The organism is Tunturibacter empetritectus (assembly GCF_040358985.1).
In the GTDB taxonomy this organism is placed as follows: domain Bacteria; phylum Acidobacteriota; class Terriglobia; order Terriglobales; family Acidobacteriaceae; genus Edaphobacter; species Edaphobacter empetritectus.
On record NZ_CP132932.1, the window covers coordinates 4,556,337 to 4,574,469 of the forward strand.

Consider the following 18,133-nt stretch of genomic DNA (forward strand, 5'->3'; position numbering starts at 1 on the left):
TATGGATGGGATGGCGAACGAGACAGTGACGAACTTTGCGGCAGAGGCGGCTGGGGCTACGCCCGCGATGCGGCAGTACTTTGCGGCGAAGGAGCAGTATCCCGATTGCCTGTTGTTCTGCAGGATTGGGGACTTCTATGAGCTGTTCTATGAAGACGCGATTCTTGTGTCGCGTCTGCTGCAGCTTACGCTGACAGCACGAGATCGCGAAAAGAAGCAGCCGATGTGCGGGGTTCCTTATCATGCGGCGGAGGTGTATCTGCAGAAGCTGCTGCGCATGGGATACAAGATTGCGCTGCTGGAGCAGATGGAGGATCCGAAGCTGACGAAGTCGGTGGTGCGGCGCGAGGTGACGCGCGTGCTGACGCCGGGAACTGCGCTCGATCCGACGCTGGGGGCGGAGCAGAGCAACTACCTGGCGAGCGTGGCGGTGTTGGGTGCGGGAGCGATGCAGAGTTGTGGGGTGGCGCTGCTGGACCTTTCGACGGGGGAGTTTCGGGCTACTGAGTTTGCCGGGTCTGGTGGATGGGCGGCGCTGGTGGATGAGTTGGGACGGGTGCGGCCGGTGGAGTTGTTGTATGGGTCGGGGTTGTTGGGCGGTGTGAACCTGGCTGGCGAGAGTGAGACGGCGGTGGGACTGGATGCGATTCGGACGAAGACCGCGGTGGAGGAGTGGGTCTTTACGGCAGAGTATGCGGTGCCGCTGGTGCGGAATCACTTCAAGGTGCACTCGCTGGATGGGATGGGGCTGGGAGGACACGAGGCGGCAGCGGTGGCGGCTGGGGCTCTGCTGCACTATATGCGGGCGACCAAGCAGGGTGGGCTGGAGCACGTGGATGGACTGCGGTTTTATGAGCGGTCTACTTGCCTGGAGCTTGACGCGGTGAGTGTGCGGAACCTGGAGTTGGTGGAGCCGCTGTTCTCTGGTGAGTCGGCGCAGACTACGCTCTTTTACACGATGGACGCTTGTTGTACTCCGATGGGAAAACGTTTGTTGCGTGCGTCGCTGCTGCGGCCTGCGAGTGAGATGGGGGAGATTGAGGCTCGGCTGGAGGCGGTGGGGGAGGCTGCGGGAGATTTGCGTCGACGTGAAGATCTGCGGCGGTCGATGGATGGTTTGCTGGACTTAGAGAGGCTGCTGGGGCGGGTCGCGCTGGATTCGGCTGGGCCGCGTGAGGTGATGGCTCTGGCGAAGACGCTTGGATGTTTGCCTGGGGTGGTGGGGGCGGTTCGGCTGTTTGAGAGTGCAAGGTGGAGGGAGTTGGGGGAGAGCGTCGATCCTTTGGAGGACCTGCACGAGATGATTGTGCGGACAATTGCGGAGGAGCCGCCGGTGTCGATTGGGGATGGTGGAGCGATTCGCGTGGGCGTCGATCCTGATTTGGATGAGCTGCGCGAGTTGAGCCGCAGTGGACGACAGGCGTTGGCGGCGATTGAAGAACGAGAGCGCGAACGGACTGGGATTGGATCATTAAAGGTGCGGTTCAATAACGTGTTCGGCTACTACCTTGAGGTGACGAAGGCAAATGCCAAGGCGGTGCCGGCTGACTATGAGCGGAAGCAGACGCTGGTGAATGCGGAGCGATTTACGACGCCGGAGCTGAAGGAGTATGAGACGAAGATTTTGACGGCGCAGGAACGAAGTGGAGAGATTGAGCGAAGGATCTTTGCGGAGTTGCGAAGACAGTTGCTGGAGGCTGCAGGGCGGATGCGGGAGACGGCGAGGAAGATCGCGGAGATTGATCTGCTGGGGTGTTTTGGGCATTTGGCGGCGCTGCGTGGGTGGGTGCGGCCGCAGGTTGAGATGTCGGGCGTGCTGGAGTTTGTGCAGGCACGGCATCCGGTGGTGGAGCGTCGGATGGAGGAGTCGGGTGGCGGGAGGTTTGTACCGAACTCCGTTCATCTGGACGCGGATGTGGGGCCAGCGGTGCTGCTGATTACCGGGCCGAATATGGGGGGAAAGAGCACGTATTTGCGCATGGCCGCGCTGCTGGTGGTGATGGCGCAGATGGGGAGCTTCGTTCCGGCCGAGGGGATGCGGCTGGGGTTGGTGGATCGGATCTACACGCGAATTGGTGCTAGCGATAATGTGGCGCGGGGGCGGTCTACGTTTATGGTCGAGATGACGGAGACGGCTGCGATTCTGAATACGGCGACGAACCGCTCTCTGGTACTGCTGGACGAGATGGGGCGCGGCACGGCGACCTACGATGGATTGAGTTTGGCGTGGGCTACGGTGGAACACTTGCATGATCGGATTGGGGCGAGGACTCTGTTCGCGACGCACTATCATGAGCTGACGCTGCTCGCGGATCGGCTGGCTCGGTTGACGAATCTGCGCGTGACGGTGAAGGAGACTGCGGGGGGGATTGTGTTTCTGCACACGGTAGAGGCTGGGCCTGCCAGTAAGAGCTATGGGATCGAGGTTGCGCGGTTGGCGGGATTGCCGAGTGGCGTGATCGCGAGGGCTCGCGAGGTGTTGAAGGTGCACGAACGGGCGGAGACGCAGCAGGTACGAGAGGCTTCACCGACTGAAGGCGTGCGGATGCAGATGACGATGTTTACTCCGCTTTCGCAGAAGATTGTGGATCGGCTGGCGGAGGCGGATGTGGATGGGTTGACTCCGAGGGATGCTTTGAATTTGTTGGCGGAGTTGCAGAGGGAGTTGAAAGGATGATGTCCTGCCGGACAGGCCGCCTGCGCTTTGTCACCCCATAAACGAGGACCTGTTTATGGGGACCCCGATTCGCGGTCACTTCGTGACTTGTATATCTTTTCTTGGTGATGTTTGATGCTTGGGTTCCGGGCTTTGCCCGGTTTGGAGGCTTGGTGAAGAGCATGGTGGTGGCTGGAGTGATGAGTGGGACATCGGCTGATGGGGTAGATGTCGCGATCTGCAGGATCTCCCCTGCGTTCAAGGTAGGTGGAACGCCACGGATCAAGCTGATTGGACATCTTGGGATGGCCTATCCGAAGACTGTGCGAGCGGCAGTGTTGTGTGCGATGGATGCAGATGCGATCTCGGTGGCCGAGCTTGCGCGGTTGAACTGGCGCTTGGGTGAGGTGTATGCCGAAGCAGTGGCGAAGGCTCAGGAGAAGTTTGGAGTGAAGGCGAAGCTGGTGGGTTGTCATGGGCAAACGGTGTACCACCAAGGGGCTTCGCAGACGTATCTCGGGAGGGCGATGCGCGCCACTTGGCAGATGGGCGAGGCAGCGGTGATTGCCGAGAAGCTGCGGGCGACTGTGGTGAGCGATTTCAGGCCGGGAGATCTGGCTGCCGGCGGGCAGGGGGCTCCGCTGGTGCCGATGCTGGACTACTGCATGTTTCGTTCGGCGAAGGTGAGCAGGGTGTTGTTGAATCTTGGGGGGATTGGGAATTTGACGGCTATTCCGGCGGAGGCTGGTCCCGATGGGCTGATGGCGTTTGATACGGGACCGGGAAACATGGTGATCGACGCCTGCATGAAGAGACTGTACGAACGAGAGTTCGATCGTGGTGGAGCTGTGGCTCGAACGGGCACAGTGTTGCGGAATGTGGTGGAGAAGATTTTGCAGGAACCGTACTTCTCTGCCCTTCCACCGAAGTCTTGCGGGCGGGAGCAGTTTGGTGAGGTGTTTGTTTCGCGCTTTATCGCGATGTGCCGGGAGGCTGGAGGACGCGAAGACCGGGATGAAGATGTGGTGGCTACAGCAACAGCGTTGACGGCTGCTTCGGTTGTAGACGCTTACCGGCGATTTGTTAGGGGGCATGTGGGGCAGGCTGCACCTTCATCTCGGGTGGAGTTTGTGGTTGCAGGCGGTGGGACAAAGAATGCTTTGTTGATGAGTATGTTGACCGAAGCGCTTGGGGCGATGGGAGTGAAGGTACGGTTGATGGATGAGTTGGGGATTCCGGCGCAGGCCAAGGAGGCCGTGGCGTTTGCGCTGTTGGCCTGGTTGAGGTGGAATGGGCTGCCGGGGAACATCCCTGTTGCTACCGGGGCTGGGAGGTCCGTGGTTTTGGGAAAGGTGACGCATGGATAGTGAAAGAACAGGCTGGGATCAAGGCAAGCTGCATGCTTTCTAAGCTTCATTCTGTTCAGGGTGGCGACGGGTCGTTGCTGGATAGAAGATGCCAGATGAAGCAGGACCTGTTTGGCGTGGTACGACGCCGTGTTTTGCTGGCACTGCTGCTGGTCTGTCCTTGCGTTACGGGCTGCAAAGAGCGGAGAACAGAGCCAGGTTCGGTGGTGGTGATTATCGAGAGCAGTCCGAATAATTTGGACTTGCGAGTGGGGGCCGATGCGCAGTCGGAGCGGGTTGGGGGGCTGATCTTCGATGCGTTGGCGAAGAAGGATGAGCATTATGAGCTGCAGCCCTGGCTGGCTAAGAGTTGGGAGCAGCCTGATCCGTTGACCTGGGTGTTTCATCTGCGCGATGGCGTACGGTTTCATGATGGAAGGCCGCTGGAAGCGGAGGATGTTGCTTATACGATTCGAAGTTTGATTGATGGCTCGCTGGTGACGGCAAAGGGCGGTGGCTTTAATGCGGTGGATAAGGTTGAAGCGAAAGATCGGCTGACGGTTGTAGTGCATATGAAGCGGCCGGAAGCGGGGTTGCTGTTCAATGTGAGCGACGGATTGTTTGGAGTGGTGCCGCGTGGGAGTGGGAGGGATTTTGGGTTGCATCCGGTGGGGTCCGGGCCGTTTCGGTTTGTGAGTGCGGTGCAGGACAAAGAGGTGGTTGTTGCGCGGAATCATGAGTACTGGGCGGGGATGCCGGTTGCTCCGGCGGGTGCGCAGGATATTGAGCGGGTTCGGTTTGAGGTGGTGCCGGATGCGATTACGAGTGCGTTGGAGTTGAAGAAGGGATCGGCGGATCTGGCTAGCAATGTGGTGACCCTGGATATGGTGCATGCGTTGGAGAGTGTGCCAAACCTGAAGGTGGAGTCGGGGACTGGATCGCCGGTGGTTTATGTCACCTTCAACGTTACAGATCCCTTGTTGAAGGATATGCGCGTGCGACAGGCGATTGCCTGTGCGATGGATCGGCAGGCGATTGTCGATGCTATCTGGCGGGGGCAGGCTCGACTTGCGGATACTTTGCTGCCGGAGGGACATTGGGCAGCAGCAAGCGATGCAGAGTTGGCACAGGTTGCTAATTATCCTCATGATGTGGCGCGGGCTCAGAGACTGCTGGATGAGGCTGGCTTCCCTGCCGGCAAAGATGGCGTGCGGCTGCGGCTGACGATGAAGACAAGTACGGATGAGACGACTCGGCTGATGGTGACGGTGTTGCAACAGCAGCTGCGGGCGGCCGGGATTCGGCTGGAGATTCGGTCGGCGGAGTTTGGAACGTTCTATGCGGATGTGACGAAGGGAGCGTTTCAGATGTATGCGCTGAGGTGGATTGGGAGCAATGAAGATCCGGATATCTTTCGGTATGCGTATGCGTCAACGAGCTTTCCGCCGAAGGGGGGAAACCGGGGGCGGTACTCAAATGCACGGGTCGATGGTTTGTTGAAGGAGGCTGCGGCCAGTTCAGATCGAGCGGAGAGGAGAGGGACATACGTCGAGGTGCAGAAGGTTCTGGCGGAGGAGTTACCTGGGATTCCGCTGTGGTATCCGAATAATGAGGTGATTCATACGAGGCGGGTTGAGGGAGTGGTGCCTCGCGGTGCAGGGAGTTTTGATTTTTTAACGGATGCCTGGATACGCTAGCGCAGATCCGTGTATTGGAGCAGGCATGAGGAAGACGTCGGTACTGATTCGGTCGATCTTTACTGAAACTCTCAAACTGTTGAACATCAGCGATTTCGTTTCGAAGTCGATTCGATGCGATGGTTCAGAGTTGATAGTGTGTGATCGTCGCTACGATCTTCGCGAGATCAAGCACTTCGTCATCGTCGCTGCAGGAAAAGCGGCGACTCCCATGTATGACGCAGTAGTCGCGGAGTTGGAGCGATCTCCGCACATATGGATGGACGTGACCGTCTTGCTTATTTCTTCGATCGCGCCGCGGCATGAACGAGCAAACGTCACTTTTTTTCCCGGCGCTCATCCCACACCGAACGAAGTTTCCAGAGAGGCCGCTGAATCTGCTTTGAGTTACCTCAGCAAGGTGGATGGACATACCTTTGTGATGTTCTTGATGAGTGGAGGGGCGTCCTCAATGCTTGAGGCACCAATCGATCCGAACATATCGATAAGTGAGACTGCGGAGTTTTATCGAGCTCTTGTAGCTTCCGGGCTCCCTATCACCGAGATGAATGTACTGCGAAAACACTTTTCCTTAGTCAAAGGAGGGAGGCTTGCAGTTGCCGCATCTCGCGCTGCCGCTCAGTGCACTCTGATCGTTTCCGACGTGCCTTCTCATTCAAGCGGCTCCGTCGGTTCGGGCCCATCGCTACCAGATTCTTCGACAGTTCAAGATAGTATTAGCCTTTTTGAAGGTCTGCAGGATCGTGTGCGTCTGCCCGAGAGTGTGATCTCCTTTTTCAACGGGCCGCTGCTTGCAGAAACGCCGAAACAGGCCGACATGGCATTTGCACGGTCATTTCATCGGGTGATTTTATCAAGCACCGAGCTTGCTGAAGCCGCGACACGAGTTGCGAAAGCGGCCGGATTCTATGTCGAGGTCGATTCAACATGCGATGACTGGGAATGCAGAGATGCGGTTAAATACCTTTTAGATAAGACTGAGGCGCTGGCCCGCATTCATTCTCGAGTGTGTCTCATCTCAGTTGGTGAAGTTTTGGTCCAAGTGCACGGCAGCTCTGGAAAGGGCGGCAGAAATCAGCATTTTGTTCTTTCCTGTGCGATGGAACTCCCGCGAAGGCATTCGCACATTACAGTCCTTAGCGCCGGCTCTGACGGAATCGACGGCAACAGCCCGGCAGCGGGAGCGATTGCCGACTGGACGACTTTTGAGCGCGCGCGGCTGATGGGAATTGATGCTCAGAGTTGTCTTGATACTTTTGATTCGTTCTTGGTCTTCAAGGAGTTGGGGGACGCAATCATGACAGGACCGACAGGCAACAATCTTCGAGATATCCGGATCTTGATGAGCGACCACGAGGAACACGCCATTTACCATGAGTTCTGACGATCCTCCAAGTCGAACATTGTGGTGTGGCCGAGCGCATAGATTCCGCTTGGAGCGTTCATTGGATCGTCTGGATCTGCAATGCCGGGCGGGTTTCGCGAGAATGAGCGAGTTGATCGCGCAGGAGTTGGAAGACGCGCTGCATGCCAGATCCGGTCTTGGCGGAGACCTCGAAGATCTGCATCCCGGGGCGTACGCTTTCGATATTTCGGCGAGCGGCGGCCACATCAAACTCTGCAGCTTCAGCCAGATCCATCTTGGTGATGATCGCCACATCGGAGCTGTTGAAGATGGTGGGATACTTCAAAGGCTTGTCTTCCCCTTCGGTGGCCGAGAGCATGACGAAGCGGAGCTCTTCGCCGAGGTCGTAGCTGGAGGGGCAGACGAGATTGCCGACGTTCTCAATAAAGAGAAAATCCAGGGTGTCGAGCTGCCATCCTTCCAGTGCTTTTTCGATCATCTGGGCGTCGAGATGGCAGATGGTTCCGGTAGTGATCTGGCGGACGTTGGGAGTGGCGCGCTTGAGACGCGCGGCATCATTTTCGGTCGCGAGATCTCCAACTAACGCAGCGACGCGGAAGTCGCGCGCGAGGCCGCTGAGGAGCTTTTCGAGGAACGCGGTCTTCCCTGAGCCGGGGCTTGACACCAAGCCGACGACGCTGACGCCAGAGGTCTCGAATCGCTCGCGGAGCGCATGGGCAAGCAGATCGTTTTGCCTCATGACTTTGGCGCGTATTTCTACGATGCGTGTGCTCATGCGGCAACCTCCAGAGAGACGACTTCGAGTTCGCGGCCGGTGACGATGGTGTCGCTCGGCGTTTCGCACTCTGGACAGCAAAGTTGATAGAGCGACGGCGGCGTACGGTTTTGATGGCAGACGGCACAACGGATGACGAGCGGAACGGTCTCAATATCGAGTCGCGAATGTTCGAGCGGCGTGCCTTCGCAGGCGAGCTCCCATGCAAAGAGGAGCGCGTCGCGGTCCACACCCGAGAAGACACCAACTTTCAGATGCACGGTCTCGACGTCCTTAAGACCGAGCGCTTCGGATTGGTCGCCGATCTCGTCGATGATGCTGAGAACGATCGATAACTCGTGCATGAGCCGCCTTTCCTACTTACCGCATCAGGTTGCGAGCGGCTACATTGTGCTGATTCTGATGTAGCGCTTGATGTCTGGCGCAGCCATAATTCCTATAACGATTACGGCCACGCCCAGTACTCCGAAGATAAATTTTCCTGTCATGATGTCACCTCTCTGTTGTCCGAAACCCGGACGGGGGTCTGCAACGGCATCGGCGAATCCTCGATTTCGGCGAGGGTTCTTCCGATCAACTCTTCGATCATGTTCGACGCTTGTTCGACCACGGCCTGCACCTGCGGCGACAGCCCCATTCGGCCTTCGAGTTCGTCGCCAAAGTCTCTGGGTTCGCAGCCAACGACAAGGATTCGGGCCGCTATGGGACCAATGGCAGAAGCGAGATTGAGGACACGCATGGGGTCCATGCCATGAGGGTTCAGGTCCATGCCCACTGCACCGGGATTGCCGAGATCGGTGAGATCGGGTTCGAGGACGAATAGCGTGCCGGGTACGTCGTTGCGGGAAAGCGCGTCGACGAGGATAACTGTGTGCCACGGGTCGAGCAGCGTGTAAGCGAGGTCGAAGCCGCGGATGCCGAAGTCTTTCACCAAGACCTCGCCGGGAAGTGTGCGGCGTGACAGCGAACGGACGACCTCGACACCGAAGGCGTCATCTCCGAGAAAGATGTTGCCGATGCCGGCGATGAGGATTGTCTTGGTCACGCCGAGGCATCCTCTCTCAAGGCATTGTGTTCTTTGTCTGTATATGGCTCGACTTCTTCAGTGCCGAAGAAGAAGCGGTGGCCAGGCTGCCGCATCATGCCAAACTCGCGACCAGGGTCGTCATCGATTACCACGGCTAACTGGATCTGATCTTCAAAGTCCTGCTCGATGGCTTCGATTACGCCGACCTTGCCGGTGAGTGCAATGTCCATGATGTCGGCGGTCTTCTGCGGCCAGATACGGACGCGATCGCCGACGCGGAGAGCAATCCCGAAGACGGTGACCGACTCAGGCGGTGCCTTCTCTTCGGCGAAGGGATCCCACTCGGTGATGAAGCCATTAGGCGCGTCGGGATTCATGAGGCATCTCCTCGGATTTCACGTGTCGGACGGACGATGCCATGGGCTTTCAGCATCTCTTCGCCGGTGAGAGCTTCAGTGCGCTCAAGGATGCGGCGAGCGAGAGGATCGCCGGTACGCATCTGCTGCTTTTCATCGTCGGTGAGGGTAAGGACCCGGAGGGTCAGCATCTCGTCCATCTCTGTACCGTCGAAGAAGTCGCCGGCGCTCTCGGGCGAGGTTTTGGGGTAGTCGTACATGATGATGGGCGAGAGAAGCAGGATGAAGCGATCCGGTTCGTCTCCTGCGAGAACCGGGAAGACACCAGTGTTGATGCAGGCTTTGGCATCGGCAGTGTAGAGGTCGGAGGGTTCGAGGAGAGAGATGAACTCTCCGCCGGTCAGGCCCAACAGGATGTGCGCGGAGACCAGCGACTGGGACAACGCTTCGTGGCGGCGGGCTTCGGCGCCGCTCGAAAGGAGGCTAATGTTTTCAAGTTCGAGATGCAGCTTGCAGGCGCCGCTGGGCAACATCTGAGCACTGACGGTGAGGCTCGCGGCGAGTTCTGCCGTAGAATTGATGTGCAGCCTAATAGGTTTGGTGAGGAGTTCCTTAAGACTCAGGCCGCAGTGGTCTGACGTACGTTCGATTGCTTCATCCCAATCGAGCGATGGATCGGCGAGGTCTGAGCCTGTTCGCGGCTGCGGCAACAGTTGGAGAAAGCTGACTTTAATATCGAGCGAGACATTGTGGCCCGGTGTAAGAAGGCACTCTGAGACAAGACTGAACGGTTCCTGTGGCCGCTGGGCCTTGGCGTAGACGCGAGGGTAAAGTGTGCCGAAGTTCCACCGCTGGCGATTCTTGATGGCTGTGGACCGGTATGGGTAAAGAATGTATCCCTCGTAAAGTACAGCTGCGGCGATTTTTTCGACGGAAGTGAAGTTCATGCTTCGACCTCCTCTGGAGTTTTTGCTGGGGCGCTTTCGCTGGCCAGGGCCCTGGCGATGGCTTGTTCCCAGGTTGGGAGACCGTGGCGGACTTTGTAGTTGTAGAGCTGCTCGAAGGCGTCGCGACGAAGGCAGAGCCAAGCGGAGTTAGGATGGTGCATCTCCATCATGTCTTTCCAGACGGAGACGGGGAGACGATAGATACACTCACGATCCCATGGGACTTGCGAGATCTGCAGAGCGCCATTGGAACCTTCATAGAAAAGCGTACCGCTGAACATGACTGCAATCGGGATGTCGCCCGAATCGAGGGCGTGGAAGTACTTTGTGGCGGCGACGTTGAAGTCGAAGGTACAGGGAAGTTCAAGGTCGACAAGCAGCACGCCGGTGAAGCGCGGGACGGCAATGCTGGTGTTCATCCAAAGCAGCGGTTTGACGGTCCGTGCCCAGCGCTCGGGTGTGCCGAACAAGTCGAGCAGCTTCTCTTGTTCGTTGGGGACGTAGCGGCGCTTGGCGGGTTCGATCTGAACCTGGCAGCGAAGAGTGATGGCGTGAATGGCCTCAGTGGCGGGAAAGTTGGTAATGCGCAGCTTGAGTGCAATCAATGGTGTGGCCGCATGAGGCACCGCTTCAGCGCCTTCGATCTGGAAGTGGAGCTCAGGCATGGATGGGCTCCGGCTGCTGATTCGCAACAGACTCTCTCACCTCAGTGCTACGGGCTTGTAGACTCGCGAAGAACTCGTGGATGTGCTTCCAGACTTCGGCCCCACCGGAGAGGCCGCGCCAGTGCATGCGAATGAGGCCAACGAGATGGAAGCATTCGTCGATGGGAACAATGTAGTACTCGTGGATGGCGCCGACGCGGTTGACGAGAAAAGTCTCTACGTCGGGCTCCATCTTCTGGAGGGAGGGATGTTGAGTGGCAATTTCGCTCCAGGATTCGAGGCTTAAGAGCGATTCGATGGCGCCAGCGGGGCTGGGATACATTGCGATCATCCTGCCACCCGCGGTGTCGTAGTAGAAGAAAGCCAGGTTAATGGGGATCATGAGAGATTCCCATTGCAGATTCGGCATCTGGAAGTCGGCGAGAGCGCGAATGCGGCGCGGAATGCGCAGGTAATGGGCTCCGGGCTGGCCGCAGAAGAGCACGGCGCAACCATCGCAGGAGCAGGCAATCTCGCGCTTGCGGGGAGCGAGCAGATGCTGATGGACCGGTGTCAGTTCGGCGCTGCAGAGCTCGCAGCGCTCGGCGCCGTCGGAGATCGGGCGACGACGGGCAACCTGCCTCAGGAATGACGGGACCGGAGTTCGTTCCTGCTCTTCTTCAGAGAGTTCGTTCATGCTGGGCTCCCGGGTCAGGCAGGCGGCAACTGAGGCATCTTGGGACTGATTGGGCCGCGCTGCTCAAGGTTAATGCCGGTGGCGTCCTTCGCAGTGCGGGTGGGGCTTGGGGTGAGTTGGTCAACGCGGCTCTCGCTTTTGCGGATTCCGATGGTACTGGCTGGAGTAGCGGGGCGTGCATCCTGTTTGGCCATGACGGTTCTCCCTACTTGATGGTTACGAGTTGAGGTCCGCTCTGCTCAGACGCGGCGGCATTCTCGGAGACGATTTCGACGATGTCGGGCGCGACCTCGAAGAGCGCGTCTTCAACAGCATTCTTAAGTGTGATGGAGGAACCAGGACAGCTGCCGCAGGTTCCGTGGAGGCGTAGGTGAACGATGCCGTCGCGGACGCCAGCGAGATCCACGTCGCCTCCGTGGGATTTGAGATAAGGACGAGCTTTTTCGATGCCGCGAAGCACACGGGTTTCAATGTCGTCCGGGTGGAGGTTGTGCAGTAGGAGCATGCTCGAGACCAAGTCGTTCTCCAACGCTTCGCTTAGAGCCTGTTCACCCGCCGGCGTCTTCAGGAGCGAGTCGACAAGACGTTGAAGCGCCGCGCCGTGCAGTTCAACGACAGACTGCACGAGGTCGAGCGCGGTGGCCCGTATCTCCGGGTCCCCTGCACTTTGAAGGCGGGCGGCGAGCTTTTCAACTCGCTCCGTCTGCAAGCGGAACTCACCACGCTGTGGAGGCGCGATGCTATCGACAACTTCCGGCTGAGTCTCCGACTGAGGCGCAGCAGCCATTATTCGTGCCCCGCTACGCCGAACATAGGAGAGTGGCGAGTTTCGAGGATCTTGCCATCACCGAGATACATGTGAACGCCGCAGGGCAGGCAGGGATCGAAGCTGCGGACGGTGCGCATGATGTCGATACCTTTGAACTTGTCGGGGCCGTTCTCCTCGAAGAGCGGCGTATTCTGGACCGCGTCTTCGTAGGGTCCGGGAGTTCCATACATGTCGCGTGGATTAGCGTTCCAAGGAGTGGGGGGATAGGGATGGTAGTTGGCGATCTTACCCTCGCGGATCACGACATGGTGCGAGAGAACGCCGCGAACGGCCTCGTGGAAGCCACAGCCGATAGCTTCTTCCGGAACCTTGAATTCGGTCCAGGTGGAGGTGCGACCGGCATTCAATTCGGCGAGCGCTTTCTCGACGAAGTACAGAGCGGTAGCAGCGGCGTAGGCCTGGAAGTAGGTACGGGCACGGTCACGCTCGAGCGTGTTCGACCACTTCGGGATGTGCCACTCGAATTCGGTCTCTGGCAGCATTGCGGTTTTGGGAAGATTGATCTTGACGCTGTGCCCGGTGGCCTGGACATAGCCAATGTCTACCAGGCCGGAGAGCGCAGTTGACCAGAGACGTGCGATGGGGCCGCCCCCGGTATCGAGGGCGAGGTGGTCTCCAGTGCGCTGATCGAGCCAGCGCGGCGACATAACCCAGGTGTAGTTGCCTTTGAAGTCGCGCTTTTGCGGCCGTGGAATGGTGGTCTGGTTCCAGGGATGGCGCTTATCGACAGGGTTGCCGAGCGGGTCGCGGGGTACGAAGGTCTCAGAGCCCTGCCAGTCGTCATAGTAGGAACTCCCGAGCAGGATTCGGATGTTGAGATTGATGTCGACGAGCGAGTTAGTGACCAGTTTGCCGTCGACGACCACGCCAGGCGTAACGAACATCTTGCGTCCCCATTCCGCCATGTTCTTGTACTGGTAGTCGCAGGAGTCGGGGTCGTTGTAAGAGCCCCAACAGGCAAGCAAGACGCGGCGGCGGCCGACCTCTTCATAGCCCGGCAGCGCATCGTAGAAAAAGTCGAAGAGATCGTCGTGCAACGGCACGACCTTCTTCATAAATTCAACGTACTTCATCAGCCGGACGAGGTAGTCGGTGAAAAGCTGAATGGTGGCTACGGTGCCGACGCCACCGGGATAGAGCGTCGAGGGGTGGACGTGGCGTCCTTCCATGAGGCAGAACATCTCACGGGTCATGCGGCTCATGGCAAGAGTCTCGCGGTAGAAGGTGCCGGTGAAGGGATTGAGCGCGGTCATGATGTCGGAGATCATGCGGTAGCCGTGCTTGTTGGCGTTCGGCGCAGGCGTATGCTGTGCTTTCTCCCAGACGTTCGGATTGGTCTCCTTGACCATCTGCTCGCAGAAGTCGACGCCAACGAGATTGTCCTGAAAGATGTTGTGATCGAACATGTACTCGGCTGCTTCGCCAAGGTTGATGATCCATTCGGCAAGCGCGGGGGGACGAATGCCAAAGGCCATGTTCTGTGCATAACAGGCGCAGGTCGCGTGGTTATCCCCGCAGATGCCGCAGATGCGGCTGGTGATGAAGTGAGCGTCGCGCGGATCTTTGCCCTTCATGAAGATGCTGTAGCCGCGAAAGATGGACGATGTGCTGTGACACTCGGCAACGGTTTTGTTAGCGAAGTCAATCTTGGTGAAGATGCCGAGGCTGCCGACGATACGGGTAATGGGATCCCAGTTCATCTCGACGAGATTGCGCTTCTTAATGTCGAGTTCAGGGATGGTATCCGGAAACGTAGCCATAGCTTGGTCCTCTCAAGTGGTTATTAGGCGTTAGGGGGGGCTGGACGATAGCCAGTGGTGAGTTCCGGACGATTGTGACGCCACTTCGGTTCCTTGTTGACGGTAGCGTTGGTGATGCTGCGAAGCGCACGGATCATGCGGCCGTAGCCGCCGACAAGCGCAGCCGAGAGCATGCCTCCAGGTGGCTCATCCATAAATGGCATGAACTTATCGGGGAAGCCGGGCATGGTGCATCCGATGCAGATGCCGCCGACATTAGGACATCCGCCGATGCCACGCATCCAGCCGCGCTTGGTGACGTTGCAGTCGACGACCGGGCCCCAGCAACCGAGCTTGACGAGGCATTTTGCAGAACCGTACTCGGTAGCGAAGTCTCCCTGCTCGTAGTAGGAGCCGCGATCGCATCCCTCATGGACCGTCTTGCCAAAGAGCCAGGTGGGACGAAGCTGTTTGTCGAGTGGAATCATTGGGGCGAGGCCAGCTACCTGGTAGAGCAAGTAGAGAACGGTCTCCATGAAATTGTCGGGCTGAACAGGACAGCCGGGGACGTTGACGATGGGCAGACCGGCCTTCGAACGCCATTCCCAGCCCAGGTAGTCGGCCAGTCCCATGGCGCCGGTTGGGTTACCGGCCATGGCGTGGATACCGCCGTAGGTTGCGCAGGTGCCGGCACCGATAACGGCCAGGGCCTTGGGAGCGAGGCGATCGATCCACTCGCATGTGGTGATGGGCTGGCCGGTGTCGTGATTCGTCCCCATGGCCGCCCAGTAGCCCTCTTTCTTGATCTTCTCGTTGGGGATGGAGCCTTCGACTACGAGGACGAAAGGATCGAGCAGACCTTTCTCGGCGTCGTAAAAGAACTGCATGAACTCGTCGCCGTTCTCATAAGCAAGCACCGGATTGTGAAGATGAACCCTGGGCAGGCCGGGTATGGCACCCAGTAAAACGTCTTCGATCGAGGGTTGCTCGGCGGCGGTCACCGATACGCTGTCGCCGTCGCAACTGAGACCGGCAGTGATCCAGAGAATGTGGACGTCGGATACCGGTGACGGCTTGGTAATACCGCTTGGCGAGTCAACCATGGAATTCTCCTTGGGACGACATTGTGACCTGCTCCGCGAGCTTGCTCGAAGATGAATTAGCGTGACGACTTTCCGACCGAAAAGCAGAGAAGTCGTAGCACATGAACTGTGATTTTGGATTCGGGAAAGCGGAATGGTAGAAGCAGGACAAGCCTGTCACCTTCGCAAAGCGATGCGTCAGCTTTGACTCAAGAGCCCGCGAGCGAAGCCGGCTCGCTCGAATGCCAGAGACACTACGCCTATTCGAAGCTGGCTGTCAATCGCTTGTACCCGCATATTTATTGGACTTAATACAACTTTTACGCGGTCGATGGAATTATTCAGGCCGTGAAGTTACCGATCCGGAATTAGCAGATGCGCGGAAGCTGCTCACCGAACATCACATCGAGGACCCGCGTGCCACCGATCTCAGTCTTCATTAGCACCATGCCAGGATGATTTTCGACGACCTCGCCGATGATTACGGCGTCCTGGCCGAAAGGATGCTGCCTCATCTGCTCGAGAACTGCACCCGCCATCTCCGGGACAACCAGAGCGAGTAACTTGCCCTCATTTGCGACATAGAGCGGGTCGAGGCCGAGCACCTCGCAGGCGCCCTTGACCGACTCGCGCACAGGGATCGTGCGCTCGTCCAGCACCATGCCAACGTTGGCGTGTTTGGCTATCTCGTTGAGCGTGGTTGCGACGCCTCCGCGGGTCGGATCGCGCAGCGTATGGATGAAATCGTTCGCGGGGGCGGTGGTGGCAAGCATGGCCGAGACGAGGCCGTTAAGCGGTGCGCAGTCGCTCTCAATAGCGCCCTCGAACTCGAGACCCTCGCGCTGACTCATGATGGTCATGCCGTGGTCGCCGATGTAGCCGCTGAGGATAATCTTGTCGCCGGGGCTGGCGCGATCTGCCGAGATGCTGATGTCGTGCTCGATCACACCGATCCCGGTTGTCGTGATGAAGATCTGGTCACCTTTGCCTCGGTTGACGACCTTGGTATCGCCGGTGACGAGCTGTACCCCGGCCTCAGCCGCGGCGGCCCGCATCGACTCGACCACTCGGCGCAGATCGTCTACTGGCAGGCCTTCTTCGAGGATGAATGCTGCCGAGAGATAGAGCGGACGGGCACCGCTCATCGCCAGGTCGTTCACCGTCCCGTGAATCGCGAGCCGACCAATATCTCCGCCCGGGAAGAAGATAGGTGTGACAACGAAGGAGTCAGTGGAGAACGCCAGCCGGGCACCCCCGATGTTGAGCACGGCCTGATCATCGAGCTTATCGAGGGTCGGATTGCGAAAGGCGGGAAGGAAGATCTTGTCGATCAGATCGGCGGTGAGCTTGCCGCCGCTACCGTGGCCAAGAACGATCCGCTTATGGTCGAAGATCGGGATTGGGCACGAACCGAACGGCGTCAGACTCTCGCCAGCGATTGCTTTCTCCATCTTCAGATCATCTTCAGCGGCTGGCATGAGAGTATTCGCGCTCCTTGCGGGGCTTGACACTGACGTCGTCCAGAACGGGTTCGGGAACGATCTGATGAAGCTTATCCGCTCCCTGCGGGTTCAGGTGACGGCCATATGCGTAGTACGCGGCGCACGCTCCCTCAGCCGAGACCATGGTTGCACCTAGCGGGTGCTGCGGAGTACAGAGCGTTCCAAAGGCGGAACAGTCGTGCGGCTTCCTGATCCCGCGAAGTACCTGACCACTGATACATACCTCGGGCTCCAACGTGGCGATCTCGGCCACATCGAAGAGCTTTTCGGCGTCGTGTTGAAAGAACTCGTCGCGCAGATGGTAGCCGCTCATCGGGATACTGCCGATGCCGCGCCACTTGCGGTCGCCGACCGCGAACACCTTGCCGATCAGCTCCTGCGCAGGCAGATTCCCCTTGCGATTGAGTATGCGCGAGTATTGATTCTCAACCGTGGCGCGCCCCTCTTCCAACTGCTTGATGGTCATTAGCGTGCCTTCGAGGATATCGACTGGCTCGAACCCGGTGATGACGATGGGGACGTGGTGGCGAGCGCTGATGGGGTCATACTCGCTGTACCCCATCACGGCGCAGACGTGACCCGGACCGAGAAAGCCCTGCACGCGATTGTCGGAAGCATTGAGGATGGCTTCGAGCGCTGGCGGCACCAAGACATGGGAGACCAACAGAGAGAGATTGTTAACCTGCTCTTCGCGGGCTCGCCACGCCAGCATTGCATTCGCAGGGGCCGTGGTCTCAAAGCCAATGGCGAAGAAGACAACTTGCTTATCTGGATTGGCGCGGGCAATCTTCAAGCAGTCTAGAGGCGAGTACACGATACGGATGTCGCTACCCAGCGATTTGATCGAGAACAGGTCGCCGTCGGAACCGGGCACGCGCAGCATGTCGCCGAAAGAGCAAAAGATCACATTAGGCGAGCGTGCTATGGCGTGCGCTTTGTCAATCATTTCAAGCGGCGTGACGCATACCGGGCAGCCTGGTCCGTGCACGAGTTCGACACCCTCCGGCAGCAGATGGTCCAGGCCATTCTTGACAATCGAGTGGGTCTGGCCGCCGCAGACTTCCATCAAAACCCACGGCCGGGTCTGCACCCGGCGCATCTCGGCGACGATCTTCGCCGCTATGTCCCCATTCCGATACTCATCAAGATACTTCATCGGCGAAGCCCTCCGGCGTTCATCCAGGCTGGGTAGAACGGCTTGTCCGTCTCAGCGATCTCTTCGACAACCGGGGACTCCAGCTCGGTGAGTTGATCCAGATCCTTCAGCGTCTGGTAGGTACGTTCTGCTTCCGCTTCATCGATTCGACTGATGGCGAAGCCGACATGGACCAAGACGTATTCGCCCACCTGAGTCTCCGGAACATACTCCAGGCATGCTTCGCGAACGATGCCGCCGAACTGGACCCTGGCCATGCGCAGACCGCGTTGGTCGTAGGTATCTACCACTTTGCCGGGAATTGCCAGGCACAT

19 protein-coding genes are annotated in these 18,133 nt (G+C 58.5%); 4 read left to right on the forward strand and 15 right to left on the reverse strand.

Annotation, left to right across the window (positions count from 1 at the left end):
* Window positions 1-10: 10 nt before the first annotated feature.
* From mutS to RBB75_RS19145, 4 genes are all read left to right on the forward strand, one after another.
* Window positions 11-2,677 (forward strand): DNA mismatch repair protein MutS, encoded by a 2,667-nt coding sequence (mutS, locus tag RBB75_RS19130; RefSeq protein WP_179638210.1) that lies wholly within the window; start codon window positions 11-13, stop codon window positions 2,675-2,677.
* Between the two features lie 161 nt (window positions 2,678-2,838).
* Entirely contained in the window at window positions 2,839-4,023 is a 1,185-nt protein-coding gene (locus RBB75_RS19135) for an anhydro-N-acetylmuramic acid kinase (protein WP_179638915.1), read from the forward strand.
* Between the two features lie 95 nt (window positions 4,024-4,118).
* Window positions 4,119-5,699, forward strand: coding sequence for an ABC transporter substrate-binding protein (locus RBB75_RS19140; protein WP_353068984.1), 1,581 nt, complete (start codon window positions 4,119-4,121; stop codon window positions 5,697-5,699).
* A gap of 25 nt (window positions 5,700-5,724) precedes the next feature.
* Window positions 5,725-7,083, forward strand: coding sequence for a glycerate kinase type-2 family protein (locus RBB75_RS19145; RefSeq protein ID WP_353068985.1), 1,359 nt, complete (start codon window positions 5,725-5,727; stop codon window positions 7,081-7,083).
* Window positions 7,084-7,141: 58 nt separating this feature from the next.
* On the opposite strand, the gene hypB is transcribed toward RBB75_RS19145, so the two are convergent.
* The 15 genes from hypB to RBB75_RS19215 form a co-directional block, all read right to left on the reverse strand.
* On the reverse strand, window positions 7,142-7,840 hold the full coding sequence (hypB, locus tag RBB75_RS19150; protein ID WP_179638213.1) for a hydrogenase nickel incorporation protein HypB: 699 nt from the start codon (window positions 7,838-7,840) through the stop codon (window positions 7,142-7,144).
* The gene (hypA, locus tag RBB75_RS19155) at window positions 7,837-8,184 is read right to left on the reverse strand and encodes a hydrogenase maturation nickel metallochaperone HypA (protein WP_179638214.1); all 348 of its coding nucleotides are present in this window, start codon (window positions 8,182-8,184) and stop codon (window positions 7,837-7,839) included. The genes hypB and hypA overlap by 4 nt, the downstream gene beginning before the upstream one ends.
* A gap of 39 nt (window positions 8,185-8,223) precedes the next feature.
* Window positions 8,224-8,328, reverse strand: coding sequence for a DUF6893 family small protein (locus tag RBB75_RS21115; RefSeq protein ID WP_373563150.1), 105 nt, complete (start codon window positions 8,326-8,328; stop codon window positions 8,224-8,226).
* Window positions 8,325-8,885 (reverse strand): hydrogenase maturation protease, encoded by a 561-nt coding sequence (locus RBB75_RS19160; RefSeq protein ID WP_353068987.1) that lies wholly within the window; start codon window positions 8,883-8,885, stop codon window positions 8,325-8,327. Before RBB75_RS19160 ends, RBB75_RS21115 begins: the two co-directional genes overlap by 4 nt.
* Window positions 8,882-9,244: a hypothetical protein gene (locus RBB75_RS19165; protein WP_353068988.1), complete on the reverse strand. Its 363-nt coding sequence runs from the start codon at window positions 9,242-9,244 to the stop codon at window positions 8,882-8,884. Before RBB75_RS19165 ends, RBB75_RS19160 begins: the two co-directional genes overlap by 4 nt.
* Window positions 9,241-10,170, reverse strand: coding sequence for a hypothetical protein (locus RBB75_RS19170; RefSeq protein ID WP_353068989.1), 930 nt, complete (start codon window positions 10,168-10,170; stop codon window positions 9,241-9,243). Before RBB75_RS19170 ends, RBB75_RS19165 begins: the two co-directional genes overlap by 4 nt.
* Window positions 10,167-10,835, reverse strand: a complete 669-nt coding sequence (locus tag RBB75_RS19175) for a DUF6084 family protein (protein WP_353068990.1) — start codon at window positions 10,833-10,835, stop codon at window positions 10,167-10,169. Before RBB75_RS19175 ends, RBB75_RS19170 begins: the two co-directional genes overlap by 4 nt.
* Window positions 10,828-11,511 carry a DUF5947 family protein gene (locus RBB75_RS19180; RefSeq protein ID WP_353068991.1) on the reverse strand — a complete coding sequence of 228 codons (684 nt, stop codon included), beginning with the start codon at window positions 11,509-11,511 and terminating at the stop codon, window positions 10,828-10,830. Before RBB75_RS19180 ends, RBB75_RS19175 begins: the two co-directional genes overlap by 8 nt.
* A gap of 14 nt (window positions 11,512-11,525) precedes the next feature.
* Window positions 11,526-11,705: a hypothetical protein gene (locus RBB75_RS19185; RefSeq protein ID WP_179638220.1), complete on the reverse strand. Its 180-nt coding sequence runs from the start codon at window positions 11,703-11,705 to the stop codon at window positions 11,526-11,528.
* An 11-nt stretch (window positions 11,706-11,716) separates the two neighbouring features.
* Window positions 11,717-12,298 (reverse strand): NifU family protein, encoded by a 582-nt coding sequence (locus tag RBB75_RS19190; RefSeq protein WP_353068992.1) that lies wholly within the window; start codon window positions 12,296-12,298, stop codon window positions 11,717-11,719.
* Window positions 12,298-14,100, reverse strand: coding sequence for a nickel-dependent hydrogenase large subunit (locus tag RBB75_RS19195; RefSeq protein WP_353068993.1), 1,803 nt, complete (start codon window positions 14,098-14,100; stop codon window positions 12,298-12,300). Before RBB75_RS19195 ends, RBB75_RS19190 begins: the two co-directional genes overlap by 1 nt.
* 23 nt (window positions 14,101-14,123) lie before the next feature.
* Window positions 14,124-15,182, reverse strand: a complete 1,059-nt coding sequence (locus RBB75_RS19200) for a hydrogenase expression protein HypE (protein WP_353068994.1) — start codon at window positions 15,180-15,182, stop codon at window positions 14,124-14,126.
* 347 nt (window positions 15,183-15,529) lie between these two features.
* Window positions 15,530-16,639, reverse strand: coding sequence for a hydrogenase expression/formation protein HypE (gene hypE, locus RBB75_RS19205; RefSeq protein WP_353068995.1), 1,110 nt, complete (start codon window positions 16,637-16,639; stop codon window positions 15,530-15,532).
* A complete protein-coding gene (hypD, locus tag RBB75_RS19210) occupies window positions 16,626-17,819 on the reverse strand; it encodes a hydrogenase formation protein HypD (protein WP_353068996.1) in 1,194 nt (397 codons plus the stop codon). Before hypD ends, hypE begins: the two co-directional genes overlap by 14 nt.
* Complete coding sequence (locus RBB75_RS19215) at window positions 17,816-18,133, reverse strand: HypC/HybG/HupF family hydrogenase formation chaperone (protein ID WP_353068997.1); 318 nt, start codon at window positions 18,131-18,133, stop codon at window positions 17,816-17,818. The genes hypD and RBB75_RS19215 overlap by 4 nt, the downstream gene beginning before the upstream one ends.

What these genes read in the sequence shown, in the direction of transcription:
- mutS (WP_179638210.1), top strand. Translation starts at nt 11, where the DNA reads ATGGCGAACGAGACAGTGACGAACTTTGCGGCAGAGGCGGCTGGGGCT.
- RBB75_RS19135 (WP_179638915.1), top strand. Translation starts at nt 2,839, where the DNA reads ATGGTGGTGGCTGGAGTGATGAGTGGGACATCGGCTGATGGGGTAGAT.
- RBB75_RS19140 (WP_353068984.1), top strand. Translation starts at nt 4,119, where the DNA reads ATGAAGCAGGACCTGTTTGGCGTGGTACGACGCCGTGTTTTGCTGGCA.
- RBB75_RS19145 (WP_353068985.1), top strand. Translation starts at nt 5,725, where the DNA reads ATGAGGAAGACGTCGGTACTGATTCGGTCGATCTTTACTGAAACTCTC.
- hypB (WP_179638213.1), bottom strand. Translation starts at nt 7,840, where the DNA reads ATGAGCACACGCATCGTAGAAATACGCGCCAAAGTCATGAGGCAAAAC.
- hypA (WP_179638214.1), bottom strand. Translation starts at nt 8,184, where the DNA reads ATGCACGAGTTATCGATCGTTCTCAGCATCATCGACGAGATCGGCGAC.
- RBB75_RS21115 (WP_373563150.1), bottom strand. Translation starts at nt 8,328, where the DNA reads ATGACAGGAAAATTTATCTTCGGAGTACTGGGCGTGGCCGTAATCGTT.
- RBB75_RS19165 (WP_353068988.1), bottom strand. Translation starts at nt 9,244, where the DNA reads ATGAATCCCGACGCGCCTAATGGCTTCATCACCGAGTGGGATCCCTTC.
- RBB75_RS19170 (WP_353068989.1), bottom strand. Translation starts at nt 10,170, where the DNA reads ATGAACTTCACTTCCGTCGAAAAAATCGCCGCAGCTGTACTTTACGAG.
- RBB75_RS19175 (WP_353068990.1), bottom strand. Translation starts at nt 10,835, where the DNA reads ATGCCTGAGCTCCACTTCCAGATCGAAGGCGCTGAAGCGGTGCCTCAT.
- RBB75_RS19180 (WP_353068991.1), bottom strand. Translation starts at nt 11,511, where the DNA reads ATGAACGAACTCTCTGAAGAAGAGCAGGAACGAACTCCGGTCCCGTCA.
- RBB75_RS19185 (WP_179638220.1), bottom strand. Translation starts at nt 11,705, where the DNA reads ATGGCCAAACAGGATGCACGCCCCGCTACTCCAGCCAGTACCATCGGA.
- RBB75_RS19190 (WP_353068992.1), bottom strand. Translation starts at nt 12,298, where the DNA reads ATGGCTGCTGCGCCTCAGTCGGAGACTCAGCCGGAAGTTGTCGATAGC.
- RBB75_RS19195 (WP_353068993.1), bottom strand. Translation starts at nt 14,100, where the DNA reads ATGGCTACGTTTCCGGATACCATCCCTGAACTCGACATTAAGAAGCGC.
- RBB75_RS19200 (WP_353068994.1), bottom strand. Translation starts at nt 15,182, where the DNA reads ATGGTTGACTCGCCAAGCGGTATTACCAAGCCGTCACCGGTATCCGAC.
- hypE (WP_353068995.1), bottom strand. Translation starts at nt 16,639, where the DNA reads ATGCCAGCCGCTGAAGATGATCTGAAGATGGAGAAAGCAATCGCTGGC.
- hypD (WP_353068996.1), bottom strand. Translation starts at nt 17,819, where the DNA reads ATGAAGTATCTTGATGAGTATCGGAATGGGGACATAGCGGCGAAGATC.
- RBB75_RS19215 (WP_353068997.1), bottom strand. Translation starts at nt 18,133, where the DNA reads ATGTGCCTGGCAATTCCCGGCAAAGTGGTAGATACCTACGACCAACGC.